Genomic DNA, 17,468 nt, shown 5'->3' with positions numbered 1-17,468 from the left:
CCGGAGCGGCCCCGCCCGCCCGCTGACCGTTCGTGCCCGGGCGCCCACCAGGCACCCGGGCCTGCGCCCCCACCCACTCACCCACCGAGTGGAACCCGCACCAGAAGAGGAGCACCACATGGGATCCGTCCGCGTCGCCATCGTCGGCGTCGGCAACTGCGCCGCGTCGCTCGTCCAGGGCGTGCACTACTACCGGGACGCCGACCCGGCGGGCTCCGTGCCCGGCCTCATGCACGTGACGTTCGGCGACTACCACGTGAGCGACATCGAGTTCGTCGCCGCGTTCGACGTCGACGGCAAGAAGGTCGGCCTGGACCTGTCCGAGGCCATCGGCGCCAGCGAGAACAACACGATCAAGATCTGCGAGGTGCCGCCGCTCGGTGTGCCGGTGCAGCGCGGCCACACCCTCGACGGTCTCGGCAAGTACTACCGCGAGACCATCACCGAGTCCGACGAGGAGCCGGTGGACGTCGTGCAGGTGCTGCGCGACCAGCAGGTCGACGTCCTCATCTGCTACCTGCCCGTGGGTTCCGAGGCCGCGGCGAAGTTCTACGCGACGTGCGCGATCGAGGCGAAGGTGGCGTTCGTCAACGCGCTGCCGGTCTTCATCGCGTCGGACCCGGTGTGGGCCAAGAAGTTCGAGGACGCCGGCGTCCCGATCGTCGGTGACGACATCAAGAGCCAGGTCGGCGCGACGATCACGCACCGCGTCATGGCGCGGCTGTTCGAGGACCGCGGCGTCGTCCTCGACCGGACGTACCAGCTCAACGTCGGCGGCAACATGGACTTCAAGAACATGCTCGAGCGCGACCGCCTCGAGTCGAAGAAGATCTCCAAGACGCAGGCCGTGACGAGCAACCTCGACCACGACCTCGGTGCGAAGAACGTGCACATCGGCCCGTCGGACTACGTGCAGTGGCTCGACGACCGCAAGTGGGCGTACGTCCGCCTCGAGGGTCGCGCGTTCGGCGACGTCCCGCTCAACCTCGAGTACAAGCTCGAGGTCTGGGACTCCCCGAACTCGGCCGGCGTCATCATCGACGCGCTGCGCGCCGCGAAGATCGCCAAGGACCGCGGCGTCGGCGGGCCGGTCATCTCGGCGTCGGCGTACCTCATGAAGTCGCCGCCGGTGCAGATCGAGGACCGCGAGGGCCGCGAGAAGCTCGAGGCGTTCATCCGCGACGAGGGCTGAGCCCGGTCCGACGGACCACGCACGACGGACGGCGCGGCACCCACCCGGGTGCCGCGCCGTCCGCGTCGTCCGTCAGCTCACCTCACGGGCGAGGAACGCCAGCGCCGACTCCGGCGTGGGCGCCGGCAGCATCGTCACCCGCCCGCTCATCGCGCTCATGCCGCGGACGACCGCGGCGCTCACACCGGTCACGCCGACGACCGCGAGCCGCAGGCTGTGCTCCCGGAGCACGTCGCGCTGCACGCGCTTGGCCTCGCCGAGCTGGGCGGAGCCGGGGAGGAACCCGCTCAGCGGCCGGTTGTCGAACAGGGCCCGCAGCAGCCCGGGCGGCTCCGGGACCATGAGCTCGTGGGCGCCGCGCAGGACGTCGGCCAGGTGCTCCGCGCCGCGGCCGCCGGGGCACAGGAACAGGTAGCGGACGCCCTCGTGCTGACGCCACTCGCACGTGGCCGACATCAGGTGCTCCCTTCCTCGCGGTCCACCGGGACGTCGGGTCCGGCGGCGGCCGCCTTGAGCGCCGGTGAGCGCCTGCACCCCGACGGCTCCGCAGCGTGAGCACGCTGACTGTGAGCCACGACATGCAGACGTAACTGGAGAGGTCACTTTCCGGACATCCTGCTTCTCACACTCGTGATCCATGACCACCGCGTCGCCGGGCCCCACCCCCGGGCCGTCCGTCGCCGACCTGCGGGCGGCCTTCGCCGCCGGGGCGACGACGCCGGCCCGGCTCGTCGACGACGTGCTCGCCCGGATCGCCGGCACGGCGGCGGACCACGCCTGGATCAGCGTCGCGCCGCGCGCCGCGCTGCTCGCCCGGGCCGGGCAGGTGGACGCCGCGCTGCCGCTCGCCGGGGTGCCGATCGGGGTGAAGGACAGCATCGACGTCGCGGGCCTCCCGACGACGAACGGCTGCCCCGCCTACGCATACACGCCCGCGGAGTCGGCGACCGCGGTCCGGCGGGCCGAGGCCGCGGGCGCGCTCGTCGTCGGCAAGCACAACCTCGACCAGTTCGCGACGGGCCTCGTCGGCACCCGCTCGCCGTACGGCCGCGGCGAGAGCGTGTACGGGCAGGGGATGATCTCCGGCGGCTCCAGCTCGGGGTCGGCGCTGGCCGTCGCGCGCGGCGTCGTCCCGGTCGCGATCGCCACCGACACAGCCGGTTCCGGCCGGGTGCCGGCGGCGCTCAACGGGATCGTCGGCATCAAGCCGACCCGGGGCATCACGAGCACGGTCGGGCTCGTGCCGGCCTGCCGCACGCTCGACTGCGTCACCGTCATGGGTGCCCGGCTCGCCGACGCGCTGACCCTGCTCGCGGCGATCGCCGGCCCGGACGACGCGGAGCCGTGGGGACCGCCGCGCCGGCTCGCACCCCCTCCGCCGCAGGGGTTCCGGCCCCGGATCGGGCTGCCCGCGACCTCGACGCTCGAGTTCTTCGGGGACGGCGTCATGGCCGCCGCGCACCTCGCGGCCCGGGCGGACGCCGTCGCCCGGCTCGGCGCCGACGGGGTCGAGATCGACCTCACGCCGTTCACCGCGGCGGGCGACCTGCTCTACGAGGGCCCGTGGGTCGGGGAACGGCTCGCGGTCTTCGGCGACTTCATGGACGCGCACCCCGGCGAGGTCGAACCCGTCGTCGAGCAGGTCATCCGCTCGGGCGCGCGGTTCAGCGCCGTCGACGCGTACGCGGCGCTGTACCGGCTGCAGGACCTGCGGCACGCCGTCGCACCGCTGTGGCGCGACGTCGACACCGTCCTCGTGCCGACCGTCGGGACGACGTTCACCCAGGCCCAGGTGGACGCGGACCCGGTGCGCCGCAACCTCATGCTCGGCCGGTACACCCAGTCCGGCAATCTCCTCGACCTCGCCGGCATCGCGCTGCCGCTCGGCACGACGCCGGACGGCCGGCCGCTCGGGATCACCCTGCTCGGCCCCGCCGGCAGCGACCTCACGCTCGCCGCGATCGCCGCCCGGCTCCTCGACGAGCCCGCGGCCCCAGGCCCCGTCGTCCTCGACCTGCTCGCGGACGCCGGTCTGCTCCCGTCCACCCGTCAGGAGGCAGCAGCATGACCAGCCCGTTCCCCGTCCCCGCACCACCCGGCCCTGACACGCCCGTCGTCGACGCGCTGCCCTACGGGTTCCCGCTGGACCTGTCGACGACGGCGCTCGTCCTCATCGACATGCAGCGGGACTTCGTCGAGCCGGGCGGCTTCGGCGAGTCGCTCGGCAACGACGTCTCGCAGCTCGCAGGAGTGATCCCGGTGCTCAAGGGCGTGCTCGGCGCCGCCCGGGCCGCCGGCCTGCTCGTCGTCCACACCCGGGAGGGCCACCTGCCGGACCTGTCCGACTGCCCGCCCGCGAAGCTGTTGCGCGGCAAGCCGTCCGCGCGCATCGGCGACCCGGGACCGAACGGCCGCATCCTCGTCCGCGGGGAGCCGGGCCACGACATCGTCGACGACCTCTACCCGGTCGACGGCGAGCCCGTCGTCGACAAGCCGGGCAAGGGCGCGTTCTACGCCACCGGCTTCGAGGCCGTCCTGCGCGAGCACGAGATCACCCGGCTCGTCGTCACCGGCGTCACGACCGAGGTGTGCGTGCACACGACGGTCCGGGAGGCGAACGACCGCGGGTACGAGTGCCTCGTCCTCACCGACTGCGTCGGCTCGTACTTCCCGACGTTCCAGCAGGTCGGCCTCGAGATGGTCGCCGCCCAGGGCGGCATCTTCGGCTGGACGGCCCCGGCGGCCGCCTTCCTCGCGGCCCTCGCCACGGCGTCCGCCCCGGCGCTGTCCGCGACCTGAGCCCTCGAACCCCTGACCCCCCGAGCCCTGCGACCTCCCAGGAGCTGCCATGTCCACCACCGACACCCGGTCCCAGACCGATCCCGACGCCGCCTTCACGCTCCCCTACTGGGTGCGCGGCGACACGAACGCCTTCTTCGGCCTCGGCTTCAACATCCTCGTCAACGTGCTCGTCCTCACCGGGCTGACGATCGGCGTCGTCCAGATCCCGGCCGACGACGTCTTCGGCACGATCCTGCCCGCGCTCGGCATCGCGCTCGTCGCCGGCAACGTCTACTACTCCTACCTCGCGCGCCGGCTCGCCTTCGCCGAGCGCCGGACCGACGTCGCCGCCCTGCCCTACGGGCCGAGCGTGCCGCACATGTTCATCGTCGTCTTCGTCGTCATGCTGCCGGTCTACCTGCAGACGAAGAGCGCGGTGACGGCGTGGCAGGCCGGTGTCGCCTGGGCCTTCATCATCGGCGCCATCGTGCTCATCGGGGCCTTCGTCGGGCCGTACATCCGCAAGTACACCCCGCGCGCGGCGCTGCTCGGCACGCTCGCCGGCATCTCGATCTCCTTCATCTCCATGCGCCCCGCCGCACAGATGTGGGAGGCGGCATGGATCGCGCTGCCCGTGCTCGTGCTCATCATCATCGGCTTCCTCGCCGGGGTCCGGCTGCCGGGCGGCTTCCCGATGGGCCTGGCGGCACTGCTCGTCGGGACGGCGATCGCCTGGGCGGGCGGGTACATGAGCGCACCCGACGTGACCGCGGCGGCGAAGGACATCGCCATCGGGCTGCCGACGCTGCAGCTCGACCTGCTCTTCACCGGGCTGTCCGAGGTGGCCCCGCTGCTCGCGACGGCGATCCCGCTCGGCGTCTACAACTTCACCGAGGCGATGACGAACGTGGAGAGCGCCGAGGCGGCGGGCGACAAGTACTCGCTGCGCGCCGTCCTGCTCGCGGACGGCACGGGCGCGATCATCGGCTCGGCGCTCGGCTCGCCGTTCCCGCCGGCGGTCTACATCGGCCACCCCGGCTGGAAGGACGCGGGCGGGCGCACCGGCTACTCGATGGCCAGCGGCATCGCCGTCGCACTCATGTGCTTCCTCGGACTCTTCGGCCTGCTCGCGGCGCTGCTGCCGACCCCGGCGATCGTGCCGATCCTGCTGTACATCGGCTTCATGATCGGGGCGCAGGCCTTCCAGGTGCCGCCGAAGGTGCACGCCGCGGCCGTCGTCGCGGCGCTCGTGCCGAACATCGCGCAGTGGGCGACGAGCTACATGGACAACGTCCTCGCGGCGGCCGGCACGAGCGCGGCCGAGGTCGGCGAGGACAAGATCCTCGCGGCCGGCGTCGTCTACTCGGGCACGAAGACGCTCGGGGAGGGCGGCATCCTCGCCGGGCTCGTCCTCGGCGCGATCGTCGCCTTCCTCATCGATCGCCGGTTCGCGTGGGCGGCCGGGTTCTGCGGCGCGGGTGCCGCGCTGTCGTGGATCGGGCTCATCCACGGCGAGAAGGTCGAGTGGGGTGCGAACGGCCAGGTCGCCCTCGGGTACCTGTTCGCCGGCATCGTCTGCGCCGCGTTCGTCGCGCTCCGGCTGCCGGAGCGGGTCCCGGACCCCGAGGAGGCCGAGCTCGAGCACGCCTGACCGCCCCGCCGTCGTCGTCACGGGGGACCTGGATCTAGCCTTGCCCCCGTGACGACCGGCGGGACCTACCTGGGCGACCTGCGGATCGTCCTGCGGGGCAGGGACTTCCGCCGCTTGTTCGCCACCCGTCTCGTCTCCCAGGCGGCGGACGGCGCGTTCCAGGCCGGCCTCGCGAGCCTGTTCTTCTTCTCCCCCGAGCGCGCCGCGACGGCCGGTGCGGTCGCGGCCGCGTTCGCCGTCGCCGTCCTGCCGTACACCCTGGTCGGCCCGTTCGCCGGGGTGCTCCTCGACCGCTGGCGCCGGCGGCAGGTGCTCGTCGTCGCGAACCTCGTGCGGGCCGCGCTCGTCGTCGGGGTCGCCGCGCTCGTCGGCGCCGGGGTCGTCGGGGTGCCGCTCTACGTGGCCGTCCTCGTGTGCCTGTCCGTCAACCGGTTCATCCTCGCCGGGCTCGGCGCGAGCCTGCCGCACGTCGTCCCCGAGGACGAGCTCGTCATGGCGAACGCCGTCTCCCCGACGAGCGGCACCCTCGCCGCGCTGCTCGGCGGCGGGGTCGGGGTCGGCGTCCGGCTCGCGCTCTCCCCCGGCAACGGCACCGACGCGGTGATCCTGCTCCTCGCGGCGGCGGGGTTCGCCGCGGCGTCCCAGGTCGCCCGGCTCATGGACAAGGACCTGCTCGGGCCGGACGGCGAGCGCCGGCTGCCGTGGCACGACGTCGCCGAGGCGGTGGCCGGGGTCGCGCGCGGGTTCGTCGACGCCCTGCACTACCTGCGGCACAAGCGCCGGCCGACGCTGGCGCTGGCCGCGATCGGCGGCCACCGGCTGGCCTACGGCGCGACGACCGTCGTCATCATCCTGCTGTGCCGCAACTACTTCACGGACCCGGCCGACACCGACGCCGGGGCGGCGCTGCTCGCGTCGATCTTCGTCGCATCCGGCGTCGGGTTCTTCGTCGCGGCCCTCGTCACCCCGGTCGCGACCCGGCGGATGCGGATGGAGACGTGGATCGTCGTCTGCCTCGTCGCGGCCGCCCTCGTCGAGGCGACGTTCGTCGTGTTCCTCGACGTGACGACCGCCCTCGTCGGCGCCTTCGTCCTCGGCACCGCGGCGCAGGGCGCGAAGATCTGCGTCGACGCGATCGTCCAGGGCAGCGTCGAGGACTCCTTCCGCGGCCGGGTCATGTCCTTCTACGACGTCGTCTTCAACGTCGCGTCGGTCGTCTCCGCCGCGGTCTGCGCGACGGTGCTGCCGGCCGACGGGTACTCGCCGGGCGTCTACGTCGGGATCACCCTGCTCTACGCGCTCACCGCCGTGCTCTACGGCCGGTTCCACGAACGCCGGTGAGAGGTCGTCGGCCCGCCCGGCGGAAAACCCGTGGCGGGTCCGATATGCCCGGTGCTGGACTGGGGGGATGTCGACGACGACCCGGCGCGGTGCCGTGACCCTCCGCACGCTCGACCTCCACGCCCCGGCGGACGTCGACCTCTTCCACCGGGCGTACGAGGACGTCGACCTCGTCGCCGACCGCCACCTGCTCGGCGACCGGGCGGCGCCCCGCTCCGCGGAGGAGACCCTCATCTCCGAGCGCGACAGCACGAGCTACCGGACGACGCGCGGCGTCGCCCTCGAGGACGACGGGACCCCGGTCGGCACGTGGCTCGTCGAGCTGACGGTCCACGACAACCTCGACGTCGGGTTCGTCGACGTCACCGTGCACCCGGAGCACCGTCGCCGGGGCATCGGCAGCACGCTGCTGCGGCACACGGAGGCGCTCGTCCGCGCCGAGGGTCGCCCCGTCGTCCAGACCTGGCAGGGCAGTGCCGTCGACCCGGCCGTCGAGGACCCGACGACCCCGTTCGCCACCGGGCACGGCTACGTCTCGACGCTGCCGAGCCTGCGCAACGACCTCGACCTCGACCCGGGGGCGGACGGTCTCGCCCGGGCACTGGCACCGCTCGACGCCGAGACCGCCGGTCGCTTCGACCCGGCGACCGACCGGCTGGAGAGCCGCGACGGGCAGTACCGGCTCCTCACCTGGTGGAACACCGTTCCCGACGAGTACCTCGACGACCGGGCCCGGCTCATGCAGCGGATGAGCACCGACGCCCCGTCGGGGGACATGACGATCGAGGAGGAGCGCTGGGACGGCGCCCGGGTCCGGGAGAACGAGGCGGTCGCCGCCGCGCAGGGCAAGACGGTGGTCGAGACCGCCGCCCTGCACGTGCCCTCCGGGCGGCTCGTCGCGTTCACCGTGCTCGCGCTCCCCAAGCACCTGCCGCACCATGCGTTCCAGTGGGACACGCTCGTGCTCCGCGAGCATCGCGGCCAGCGCCTCGGGATGGCGCTCAAGGCGGCGAACCTGCGGGCCCTCGCCGGACGCACGCCGGGGCTGCGCCGCGTCACGACCTACAACGCCGAGTCGAACGCACCGATGCTGCGGGTGAACCACGCGATGGGGTTCCGCCCCGTGCTGCGGACGACCTGCTGGGAGAAGAGGACGGGGCCCACCGATGCTCACGAGTGACCTGACCATCGCCGAGCTCGACGCCGAGCGCGAGGAGGACGCCGCGCTCTACCGTCGGGCGCACGACGCCGCCGACGTCGCCTCGGCGCGGCTGCTCCTCGGCGAACGGCACGGTGCCCGGACGGCGGACGAGATCCTCGCCTGGGTCCGCACCGACGCCGCGCACGACAAGCGGATCGGTGTCGGGCTCGTCGACGGGGAGCCGGTCGCCACGTGGGGGCTGACGTACTCCCTCCACGACAACCTCGACGTCGCCGACCTCGGGCTGACCGTCGCGCCGGGGTTCCGCCGGCAGGGCGTCGGCACCCGGCTGCTGGCGCACGCCGAGGCGCTCGTCCGGGAGTCCGGGCGGGGCGTCGTCCAGACCTGGGAGCTGCTGCCCGCCGACGAGAGCGCCGAGGACCCGACCACCGCGTTCGCGACGCGGCACGGCTACCGGTCGACGCTGCCGAGCCTGCGCAGCGACCTCGAGCTCGACCCGGACGACCCCGCGGCGCTCGACCGGGCGCTCGCCCCGCTCGTCGCCGAGACCGGCGAGCACCTCGGCGACGACTACCGGCTGCTCACCTGGTGGTGGGACCGGGAGCCGCACGCCTGGCTCGAGGAGCGCGCGCACCTCAACCGCCGGATGAGCACGGACGCCCCGACCGGGGACATGACGTCCGAGGAGCAGCGCTGGGACGCCGAGCGGGTCAAGGCCTGGGAGGGCACCGCCGCCGCCCAGGGCCGGGTCGTCGTCGACACGGCCGTGCTCCACGTGCCGTCCGGCCGGCTCGTCGCATTCACCCAGATCGGGGTGCGGCCGACCGACCCGGAGCACGCGTTCCAGTGGAACACGCTCGTGCTCCGGGAGCACCGCGGCCACCGGCTCGGGATGGCGATCAAGGCGGCGAACCTGCGGGCCGCCGTCGAGCGGTTCCCGCAGGTCCGTCGGATCACGACGTACAACGCGGCGTCGAACGCCCCGATGCTCCGGGTGAACGTCGCCATGGGGTTCCGGCCGGTGGCGCGGGAGACGTGCTGGGAGAAGTCGCTCGGCTGAGGTCCGCGCGGCCGGCCGGCCGGCGGTCAGCCGGTCGGCTGCTGGGTCCTCCACCACTCGACGAGGAGCGTGCGCGCCTCGTCTGGGTCGAGCGGCCCGCGGTCGAGCCGCAGCTCCTTGAGGAAGGTCCAGGCCCGGCCGACGTCGCGGCCCGGGCCGATCCCGAGGATCTCCATGATCGCGTTGCCGTCGAGGTCGGGGCGGACCGAGTCGAGCTCCTCCTGCTCGCGCAGGGCGGCGATCCGGGCCTCGAGGTCGTCGTAGGCGCCGGCGAGCCGGGCGGCCTTGCGCCGGTTGCGCGTCGTGCAGTCCGAGCGGGTCAGCTTGTGGAGCCGGTCGAGGAGCGGGCCGGCGTCCGTGACGTAGCGGCGGACGGCGGAGTCGGTCCAGCCGCCCTCGCCGTAGCCGTGGAAGCGCAGGTGCAGCTCGACGAGGCGCGCGACGTCCTTGACCGTGTCCTTGTCGAACCGCAGCGCCTTGAGCCGCTTCGCGGTGAGCTTCGCGCCGACGATCTCGTGGTGGTGGAAGGAGACCCCGCCACCCTCCTCGAACCGCCGCGTCGCGGGCTTGCCGATGTCGTGGAGCAGCGCGGCGAGCCGCAGCACGAGGTCCGGGCCGGGCACGGCGCCGTCCGGACCGTCCTCGAGGGCGATCGCCTGGGCGAGCACGGTGAGCGAGTGCTCGTAGACGTCCTTGTGCCGGTTGTGCTCGTCGACGACGAGCTTGAGCGCCCCCACCTCGGGGACGACGTGCGCGGCCAGCCCGGTGTCGACGAGCAGCTCGATGCCCGGGCGCGGGTCCGGCGCGAGGAGCAGCTTCTCCAGCTCGACCCGGGAGCGCTCGACGGCGACGATCGTCAGCCGGTCGGCCATGTCGTGCATCGCGCGGACGGCGTCCGGGTCGACCGCGAAGCCGAGCTGGGCGGCGAACCGGGCGGCGCGCATCATCCGCAGCGGGTCGTCGCCGAAGGACTCCTGCGGGGTGCCGGGCGTGCGCAGCCGGCGGGCGACGAGGTCGGTGAGGCCGTCGTGCGGGTCGACGAACGTCATCGACGGCAGCTCGACGGCCATCGCGTTGACGGTGAAGTCGCGGCGGCGCAGGTCGCCCTCGAGGGAGTCGCCGAAGACGACCTGGGGCTTGCGGGACGTCGGGTCGTACTCCTCGGACCGGTACGTCGTCACCTCGACGAGCACGTCCCCCTTGCGGGCGCCGATCGTGCCGAACTCCTTGCCGATGTCCCAGTGGGCGTCGCCCCAGCGCTTGAGGATCGCGATCGTGTCGTCCGGGCGGGCGTCGGTCGTGAAGTCCAGGTCCGGCGAGCTGCGGGCGAGGACGGCGTCCCGCACCGGGCCGCCGACGAGGGCCAGCCGGTGGCCCGCCCGCTCGAAGAGCACGCCGAGCTCGCCGACGGCGGGGTCGAGCACGAGGAGGGCGGCCGCGAGCCGGCGCCGCGCCTCGTCGACGGACGACGGCACGAGCAGCAGGGACGAGGACGGCGGCACGACCGTCAAGCCTGCCAGATCACGGACCCCGCCCCTGACCGGTTTCGTGCGGAGACGTCGCAGGGACCGTCGCGGCGGACCTTCGGGGGCGGCCGGGTGAAGGGGGTGCCCCATTACAGTGAAGGACATGTCCCGACCGTCCCGGCCCTCGCGCGACCAGCGGCGGTCGATGCCGACGGTCGAGGAGCTGTCCGCGGGCGGTCTCGTCGTGGACCTCGCCCGCGCCCGGCCCTGCGCGGCGGTGATCGCCCGGGTCAACCGGGCCGGCCGGGTCGAGTGGTGCCTGCCGAAGGGCCACCTCGAGGACGGCGAGACCCCCGAGCAGGCCGCCGTCCGGGAGATCGCCGAGGAGACCGGCATCCACGGCCGGCTGATCTGCGCGCTCGGGACCATCGACTTCTGGTTCTCCGCCGAGGGCCGGCGGATCCACAAGCGGGTGCACCACTACCTCCTCGAGGCCACCGGTGGTGAGCTGACGGTCGAGGGCGACCCGGACCGGGAGGCGGTCGACGTCGCCTGGGTGGCCCTCGACGACCTCGGGCGCGTGCTCGAGTTCCCCAACGAACGCAAGATCGCGCGGGCCGCGACCGCGCGCCTCGCGGACTCCGCGTGAGCGCCCCCGCGCCGACCGGCGCCGCCGTCCGGGCCAGGGGGCTGCCGGGCCTCGTCCGGGTGCTGGCCGCCGGGGCGGGCGCCGTCGCGATGGCCCTGGCCCCGGCCTCGCCCGGGGCCGCCCTCGCGACCCCGTTCACCGAGCCGCCGCCGGCCGCCGCCGCGGTGGCGGACGCCGCGCCGCAGCGGGCCGCGACGGCCACCGGCGACGGCACCGTCACGGTGACCGGCCTCACCCCGGGCACGCTCGTCCCCGGGGCCGTGCTCACGGTGACCGGCACGGTGCGCAACACGACCCGCGCGACGCTCGGTGCGCTGAGCGTCGACGTGCACATCCGGCCCGAGCGGATCCGGAGCCGGGCCGCGATCGAGGCGTGGGCCGCGGGCGAGGGCGACGAGTTCCCCGGCAAGGTCGTCGTCACGACGAAGCTCGCCGGCCGGCTCGCGCCGGGCGCGACCGCGACCTTCACCGCCCGCAAGGAGGTCGACACCTCGTTCGGCCTGCCCGGCGGGTCGGCGTCCTTCGGCCCCCGTGGCGTCACCGTCGAGCTCGTCGGCGCGACCGTGCGGGGGGGCACGCCCGCGAGCGAGGACGGCGCCCTGCGGCGCGGCGTCGTCGGCGCGCAGCGGACCTTCACCGTCTGGAGCCCCGAGACGGCCCCGCCGACGCTGCGGCTCGGCGTCCTCGTGCCGCTCGTCTCCACCCGCCCCGTCCCGGACACATCGGCCCCCGACGTGCAGACCCTCGAGGACCTCTCCCCGACCGGCCGGATCGGCCGGCTCACCCGGGTCGCCGCGACGACCCCGGGGCTGACCTGGGCCGTCGACCCCGCGCTGCTGCTCGCCGCCCACCGCGCAGGCCGGGCCGACGACGACGGCACCGGCACGGGGACCGCCACCGCGACGCCGTCCGGTGCGGCCACGACCCCGGCGGACGGCGGCCCGACGCCCACCGCCGGCACCGGGGACCCGGCCGACGGCGGCACCGGGACGACCCCGCCGGACGTCTCCGCCCAGGTGCCCGGCGCGCAGGAGTGGCTCACGACGGTCAAGGAGTCGATCGGCCGGCAGGACGTGCGTGCCCTGCCCTTCGGCGACCCCGACCTCACCGCGCTCGCCCGCGCCGAGCAGCCCGACCTGCTCACCGCCGCGCTCACCGCCGGGGACAGCGCCGCCCGGACGGCGCTCGGGGCGGCGCTGCCGTCCGGCCTCGCCTGGCCCGTCGACGGGTTCGCCGACCGCGCGACGGCGGACCTCGCCGCCCGCACCGGGCTCACCGACCTCGTCCTCGCCGGCGCCGCCCAGCCCTCGACCGGGGCGCCCGACGTCACCCCGCGGCCGCGCAGCAGCATCACCGTCACGGACGGCACGGTCGGCGGGCTCGTCGCGGACGACGTGATGTCCTCGGCGTTCGCCGCCGCCGGCCGGGGTGGCGACGCCCTCGCCCAGCAGCGGTTCGTGGCCGACCTCGCGGCGACCGCCCGCGAGTCGCTCGACGCCCCCGCGCCGTCCGGCGCCGGCGGCCGCAGCGTGCTCGTCGTCGCCCCCCGGGACTGGCGGGTCGACGGCTCGAGCCTGTCCCAGGTGCTCGCGACGCTGCGGTCGACGTCCTGGCTCGCGCTGACCACGGCCGGCAGCCTGCGGACCGAGCCCGCGGACCGGACGAGCGCCCGCACCCTGAGCTACCCGGCCGCGGCGCGCAAGGCCGAGATCGCCGCCGACGCGCTGCGGCTCGTCGCGTCGGCCCGCCGCCGGTTGGCCCGCTTCGCCCCCGCGCTCGTCGACCCGGACCCCGTCGTCCGGCCGCTCGAGCGTGAGTCGCTCTCCCTCGTCGGCACCGCGTGGCGCAGCGACCCGCAGCGCCTCGACGCGCGCACCCGCAACCTCGGGCGGGCCGTCGACCGGTTCTACGGCGGGGTCCGGGTCGCCGTCGGCAGCTCGAAGAACCTGCTCGCGCAGACCGGCAACCTGCCCGTGACCGTGCAGAACGACCTCGACGTCGACGTCCGGGTCGTCGTCGCGCTGCGGCCTCGGTCCGGCCGGCTCCGCGTCGACGAGGCGGTGCCGGTGACCGTCGGGGCGGGCGCCCAGCGGCAGGCCCTCGTGCCGGTGCGGGCCATCGGCGACGGCAACGTCGACGTCGACGTCACGCTGCTCACACCGGACCTGCGTCGGATCACCCAGCCCGTGACGATCCCGGTCCGGGTGCGCAGCGACTGGGAGAACCGCGGGATCGCGGTCGTCGGCGGCGGCCTCGTGCTGCTGCTCGTCGTCGGCCTGGTCCGCGGCGTCCGTCGCGGCCGCCGGCCGTCGGTGCCGCTCGACACCGTGCCCGACCCGGACGACGTCGGGCGGGTCCTCGTCGACGACACCGGCCGGGTGCTCGCCGAGGCGGACGACGTCCCGGCGGAGGAGCCGGCGGCGGGCTCCCCGACGGACGAGGCCACGGACGCCCCGAAGGACGGCCCCCCGACCGGCTCCGGCACCCGGCCGCTCGACGTCGTCCCGCGGGACGGTGCCCGATGAGCGAGCGGCGCCCCGACCGGCGACCCGGCCCGGGCCAGGACGAGTGGGCCGGGCCGGCGCAGCGCAGCGCGCCGCGGGCGCGCGGCCGCGGCCGGCACGTCGCCGACAAGCGGACCTCCGAGTGGGACTGGGAGGTCTCGCTGCCGCCGGCGGCCCCCGGCGCGACCCCGGTCATGCAGCCGCCGGAGACGATCCCGACCGGGATCGACCTGTCGGACCTGGCCCGGACCGCCTACGCCGAGCACGTCGCGGCCGCCGGCCCGCCCGGCACCCCCGGGAGCCGGCCCTACCCGAGCCGCCGTTCGCTGCGGGCCGGGGCGGCCGGAGCCGGGATCAGCGTCGACGAGCTGCCGCGGCCACCGGGCGGACCGGGCGGACCGGGAGGACCGGCACCGGACGGGGTTGCGGGCGACGCGGAGGCGTCCGGAGCACCGACGGTCCCGGGAGCGCGGGACGGGCAGCAGGACACGGCGGGGGCCGGGTCCGACGCCGCGGTCATGCGCAGCAGCGCCCTCATGGCGGCGGGCACGCTCGTGTCGCGGATCCTCGGGATGGCCCGGGCGATCGTCGTCGCCTGGGCGATCGGCCTCGAGCTCGTCGGCGACACGTTCACGACGGCGAACACGATCCCGAACAACCTCTACATCCTCATCGCGGGCGGCGCGCTCAACGCCGTCCTCGTGCCGCAGATCAGCCGGGCGATGAAGCGCGGCGAGCAGGGCCGGGAGTACGTCGACCGGCTGCTGTCGATGTCGGTCGTCATCCTCGGCGTCGCGACGCTGCTCATCACCGCGGCGGCACCGCTGCTCGTCCTCCTCTACTCCGACAAGTGGGGGCCCGAGCAGCTCGCGCTCGGCGTCGCGTTCGCGTTCTGGTGCCTGCCGCAGGTCTTCTTCTACGGCCTCTACACGCTGCTCGGGCAGGTGCTCAACGCGCGCGGCTCGTTCGGGCCGTACATGTGGGCCCCCGTCGTCAACAACGTCGTCGCGATCCTCGGCGTGCTCTGCTTCGTCGCCGTCGCGGGTGCCGACCCGAAGGGCGACCAGCCGATGTCGGCGTGGTCGCCCGGGCTCATCGCGCTCTTCGCGGGGACGGCGACCCTCGGCGTCGCGTCCCAGGCGCTCGTCCTCGTGCCGGTGCTGCGGCGCAGCGGCTTCACCTTCCGGTTCCGCTGGGGGCTGCGCGGGGTCGGGCTCGGGACGGCGAGCACGGTCGCCGGCTGGACCTTCGCCGCCGTCCTCGTCGCCCAGCTCGGGTACATCGTCGCGTCGAAGACGGTCAACGCCGGCGGTGTCGCCGCGGCCACGAACGGCGGCAAGGGCGCCGGCCGGATCATCTACGACAGCGCCTACCTGATCTTCGTGCTGCCGCACTCGCTCGTCGCCGTCTCGCTCGTCACGGCGATCTTCACCCGGATGTCCCGGGCCGCGGCCGACGGCCGGCGGGACGACGTCCGCGCCGACCTGTCCCTGGGCCTTCGCACGGTCGGGATCGCGACGGTGCTCGCCGCGGCCGGGTTCCTCGTGCTCGCGCGGGACCTCGCCTTCGTCATGTTCGGCGCGAGCAGCCGGGCGCAGACCGACGTCATCGGCTGGACCGCGACGGCGATGGGCATCGGGCTCGTCGCCTACTCCGCGCAGTACCTGGCCCAGCGGGTGTTCTACGCCTACGAGGACGCGAAGACCCCCTTCGGCGTCCAGCTCGTGCAGACCCTCGTCTGGGTGGCCGGCGTGCTGCTCGTCCGCTGGCAGCTGGACGGCGCCCAGATCGTCGTCGGCGCGGGTGCCGCGCTCGCGCTCTCGCTCGTCGTCGGCGCGACGATGTCGCTGGCCCAGGTGCGGGTCCACCTCGGCGGGGTCGGTGTCGCGCAGATCGTCCGGACCCACGTCCGGCTCGTCGTCGGGGCCGCCCTCGCCGCGGTCGCCGGCTGGTCGGTCAAGGTGTTCGTCCTCGCGTGGCTCGGTGCGGGCGCCGGGGCGGTCGCGCTCGGGCTCGTGGTCGCAGGGCTCGTCATGATCGCCGTGTACGCCGCCGTGCTCAAGGTGCTCCAGGTCCACGAGCTCGACGACCTCGTCGAACCGTTGTTCGGGCGGCTGCGGCGCCGCTGACCCGCACGGGTGGTCCCGTTCAACCCCGAGGTGTGTCGTGCCGACACAGTCGTCCATGACGGGGCTGGCGGGGTGGCTCACGGCGGGGGTCGCCGCCGCCGCGGTGTCGCTCGTCGGCTTCGACGCCGTCTCGGTCGGGGCGACCCGGCTCTCCGGCACGGACCTCGCCGCGGCGGCCGCGCTGCGTGCGAGCGGCACGCTGGCGCGGACCGGATCGGTCGAGCGCGCCTACGCGGACGGCGTCGCGCGGGTCCACGAGGGCGACCCGACGGCGACCGTCCCGCGCGAGCGCTTCCGGGTCGACGCGGACGGCGGCGTGCACCTCGTCGTCCGGCGGACGGCCCGCACGCACCTGATCGCCCGGGTGCCCGCCCTGCGCGACCGTGCCGTCGTCGAGGTCGACGGGAGCACTCCCCCGGCCCCCTGACCTGCGAACGCGGGGCACGGATCCGGGTGGCGACGATCCGTTCCGGAATCGTTACCCCACGTCACGCGGTGGGTGGATTCGTTGGCCGCGCAGCGTAGGCACCGACCACCGAGCGTCTCCGGCGCACCGCGTGGCGACGTCCGGGGACTCTCGACGGTGCCAGTACGGCGCCGGTCGGCCTAGCATGGGGGCCGCCGGATGCCTTCGGATGGGGCTGACGGCGTCTTCGGAGGGGAGTACGGGGCTGGACGGCGTCGGCCAGGGATTCGTCCTCGCAGGACGGTACCGACTCGAGGAGCGGCTCCAGGCCGGCTCGGGCGGGTCCCTGTGGCGTGCCGTCGACCAGACCCTCGACCGGCCGGTCGTCGTCCGGGTGCTCGACGCGGCGCACCCGCAGTCCGAGGACATCGTCGACGCGGCCCGCCGCGCCGCGCTCGCCGAGGACCCCCGTCTGGTGCGGATCCTCGACGTCGGCTCGCAGGCCGTCCCGGGCGGGCACGCGACGTACATCGTCAGCGAGCACGTCAACGGCCGCAGCCTCGCCGACGCCGTCACCGCCGGCCCGCTGCGCGCCGAGATGGCCCGCCGGATCATCGGGGAGGCGTCCCAGGCGCTCGCCCGCGCCGGCAGCCGCGGCCTGCACCACATGCGCCTCGACCCCGGCTCGGTGTGGATCACGAGCGACGGGTCGGTCAAGGTCTCCGGGACGGCGATCGACGCGTCCGTCGCCGGGGTCGAGCTCGAGACGTCGCAGGCCGCCGAGCGGGCGGACACCGTGGGGCTCGTCAGCGTCCTCTACGCGGCGATCACCGGCCGCTGGCCCGGTGACCAGACGACGGCGCTCGGGGCCGCCCCGCGGGTCAACGGCCGACCGGTCGCCCCCGGCGACCTCGTCGCCGGGATCCCCAACGACCTCGACACCCTGTGCACGGTGACGCTCGGCCCGCACGACGACGGCCCGCGCACGCCCGCCGAGCTCGCCGACCAGCTCGCCCCCTGGGCCCGCAGCGCCCAGCTCACCGACCCGCGCGGCCTCGCGCTCAACAGCCCGGACCGGCCCGCCCCGCGCCCGGCGCCCAAGCCGGTCCAGCACCCACCCGTCCGGC

14 protein-coding genes are annotated in these 17,468 nt (G+C 74.8%); 12 read left to right on the top strand and 2 right to left on the bottom strand.

Features of this window, described 5'->3' with window-relative positions:
- The first annotated feature begins 118 nt into the window (after window positions 1-118).
- On the top strand, window positions 119-1,192 hold the full coding sequence (locus ECOMGDLI_RS15925; RefSeq protein WP_088317817.1) for an inositol-3-phosphate synthase: 1,074 nt from the start codon (window positions 119-121) through the stop codon (window positions 1,190-1,192).
- A 72-nt stretch (window positions 1,193-1,264) separates the two neighbouring features.
- Here the strand turns inward: ECOMGDLI_RS15925 and ECOMGDLI_RS15920 are convergent, their stop codons facing one another.
- Complete coding sequence (locus ECOMGDLI_RS15920) at window positions 1,265-1,648, bottom strand: hypothetical protein (protein WP_088317816.1); 384 nt, start codon at window positions 1,646-1,648, stop codon at window positions 1,265-1,267.
- Window positions 1,649-1,829: 181 nt separating this feature from the next.
- Between ECOMGDLI_RS15920 and ECOMGDLI_RS15915 the strand changes: the two genes are divergently transcribed.
- The 6 genes from ECOMGDLI_RS15915 to ECOMGDLI_RS15890 all read left to right on the top strand — a co-directional run bounded on the left by ECOMGDLI_RS15915 (window position 1,830) and on the right by ECOMGDLI_RS15890 (window position 9,187).
- Window positions 1,830-3,260 (top strand): allophanate hydrolase, encoded by a 1,431-nt coding sequence (locus ECOMGDLI_RS15915; RefSeq protein WP_088317815.1) that lies wholly within the window; start codon window positions 1,830-1,832, stop codon window positions 3,258-3,260.
- Window positions 3,257-3,991 (top strand): cysteine hydrolase family protein, encoded by a 735-nt coding sequence (locus ECOMGDLI_RS15910; RefSeq protein ID WP_088317813.1) that lies wholly within the window; start codon window positions 3,257-3,259, stop codon window positions 3,989-3,991. The genes ECOMGDLI_RS15915 and ECOMGDLI_RS15910 overlap by 4 nt, the downstream gene beginning before the upstream one ends.
- Window positions 3,992-4,040: 49 nt before the next feature.
- Window positions 4,041-5,624, top strand: a complete 1,584-nt coding sequence (locus ECOMGDLI_RS15905; protein ID WP_088317812.1) for a regulator — start codon at window positions 4,041-4,043, stop codon at window positions 5,622-5,624.
- 48 nt (window positions 5,625-5,672) lie between these two features.
- A complete protein-coding gene (locus ECOMGDLI_RS15900) occupies window positions 5,673-6,965 on the top strand; it encodes an MFS transporter (protein WP_198954905.1) in 1,293 nt (430 codons plus the stop codon).
- 67 nt (window positions 6,966-7,032) lie between these two features.
- Entirely contained in the window at window positions 7,033-8,145 is a 1,113-nt protein-coding gene (locus tag ECOMGDLI_RS15895) for a GNAT family N-acetyltransferase (protein ID WP_088317810.1), read from the top strand.
- Window positions 8,132-9,187, top strand: a complete 1,056-nt coding sequence (locus ECOMGDLI_RS15890) for a GNAT family N-acetyltransferase (RefSeq protein WP_088317809.1) — start codon at window positions 8,132-8,134, stop codon at window positions 9,185-9,187. The genes ECOMGDLI_RS15895 and ECOMGDLI_RS15890 overlap by 14 nt, the downstream gene beginning before the upstream one ends.
- A gap of 26 nt (window positions 9,188-9,213) precedes the next feature.
- On the opposite strand, the gene ECOMGDLI_RS15885 is transcribed toward ECOMGDLI_RS15890, so the two are convergent.
- Window positions 9,214-10,803 carry a CCA tRNA nucleotidyltransferase gene (locus ECOMGDLI_RS15885; RefSeq protein WP_088317808.1) on the bottom strand — a complete coding sequence of 530 codons (1,590 nt, stop codon included), beginning with the start codon at window positions 10,801-10,803 and terminating at the stop codon, window positions 9,214-9,216.
- Window positions 10,804-10,816: 13 nt separating this feature from the next.
- Between ECOMGDLI_RS15885 and ECOMGDLI_RS15880 the strand changes: the two genes are divergently transcribed.
- From ECOMGDLI_RS15880 to ECOMGDLI_RS15860, 5 genes are all read left to right on the top strand, one after another.
- On the top strand, window positions 10,817-11,302 hold the full coding sequence (locus ECOMGDLI_RS15880; RefSeq protein ID WP_088317807.1) for an NUDIX hydrolase: 486 nt from the start codon (window positions 10,817-10,819) through the stop codon (window positions 11,300-11,302).
- Window positions 11,299-13,827 carry a DUF6049 family protein gene (locus ECOMGDLI_RS15875; RefSeq protein ID WP_088317805.1) on the top strand — a complete coding sequence of 843 codons (2,529 nt, stop codon included), beginning with the start codon at window positions 11,299-11,301 and terminating at the stop codon, window positions 13,825-13,827. The genes ECOMGDLI_RS15880 and ECOMGDLI_RS15875 overlap by 4 nt, the downstream gene beginning before the upstream one ends.
- A complete protein-coding gene (murJ, locus tag ECOMGDLI_RS15870) occupies window positions 13,824-15,935 on the top strand; it encodes a murein biosynthesis integral membrane protein MurJ (RefSeq protein WP_198954904.1) in 2,112 nt (703 codons plus the stop codon). The genes ECOMGDLI_RS15875 and murJ overlap by 4 nt, the downstream gene beginning before the upstream one ends.
- A gap of 37 nt (window positions 15,936-15,972) precedes the next feature.
- Window positions 15,973-16,362 carry a hypothetical protein gene (locus ECOMGDLI_RS15865; protein WP_233153480.1) on the top strand — a complete coding sequence of 130 codons (390 nt, stop codon included), beginning with the start codon at window positions 15,973-15,975 and terminating at the stop codon, window positions 16,360-16,362.
- A 208-nt stretch (window positions 16,363-16,570) separates the two neighbouring features.
- Window positions 16,571-17,468, top strand: an 898-nt coding sequence (locus ECOMGDLI_RS15860; protein WP_198954903.1) for a protein kinase family protein, incomplete at its 3' end; no start/stop codon positions are given.

This window comes from Kineosporia sp. R_H_3 (genome assembly GCF_002198675.1).
Classification (GTDB): domain Bacteria; phylum Actinomycetota; class Actinomycetes; order Actinomycetales; family Kineosporiaceae; genus R-H-3.
The sequence above is the reverse complement of the archived record's forward strand: the minus strand, read 5'-3'. Positions and strand labels throughout refer to the sequence as shown.

Excerpts from the sequence above, each read along its gene's own strand:
- ECOMGDLI_RS15910 (WP_088317813.1), top strand. The coding sequence starts at position 3,257 with ATGACCAGCCCGTTCCCCGTCCCCGCACCACCCGGCCCTGACACGCCC.
- murJ (WP_198954904.1), top strand. The coding sequence starts at position 13,824 with ATGAGCGAGCGGCGCCCCGACCGGCGACCCGGCCCGGGCCAGGACGAG.
- ECOMGDLI_RS15885 (WP_088317808.1), bottom strand. The coding sequence starts at position 10,803 with ATGGGGCACCCCCTTCACCCGGCCGCCCCCGAAGGTCCGCCGCGACGG.
- ECOMGDLI_RS15915 (WP_088317815.1), top strand. The coding sequence starts at position 1,830 with ATGACCACCGCGTCGCCGGGCCCCACCCCCGGGCCGTCCGTCGCCGAC.
- ECOMGDLI_RS15905 (WP_088317812.1), top strand. The coding sequence starts at position 4,041 with ATGTCCACCACCGACACCCGGTCCCAGACCGATCCCGACGCCGCCTTC.
- ECOMGDLI_RS15880 (WP_088317807.1), top strand. The coding sequence starts at position 10,817 with ATGTCCCGACCGTCCCGGCCCTCGCGCGACCAGCGGCGGTCGATGCCG.
- ECOMGDLI_RS15920 (WP_088317816.1), bottom strand. The coding sequence starts at position 1,648 with ATGTCGGCCACGTGCGAGTGGCGTCAGCACGAGGGCGTCCGCTACCTG.
- ECOMGDLI_RS15895 (WP_088317810.1), top strand. The coding sequence starts at position 7,033 with ATGTCGACGACGACCCGGCGCGGTGCCGTGACCCTCCGCACGCTCGAC.
- ECOMGDLI_RS15925 (WP_088317817.1), top strand. The coding sequence starts at position 119 with ATGGGATCCGTCCGCGTCGCCATCGTCGGCGTCGGCAACTGCGCCGCG.
- ECOMGDLI_RS15890 (WP_088317809.1), top strand. The coding sequence starts at position 8,132 with ATGCTCACGAGTGACCTGACCATCGCCGAGCTCGACGCCGAGCGCGAG.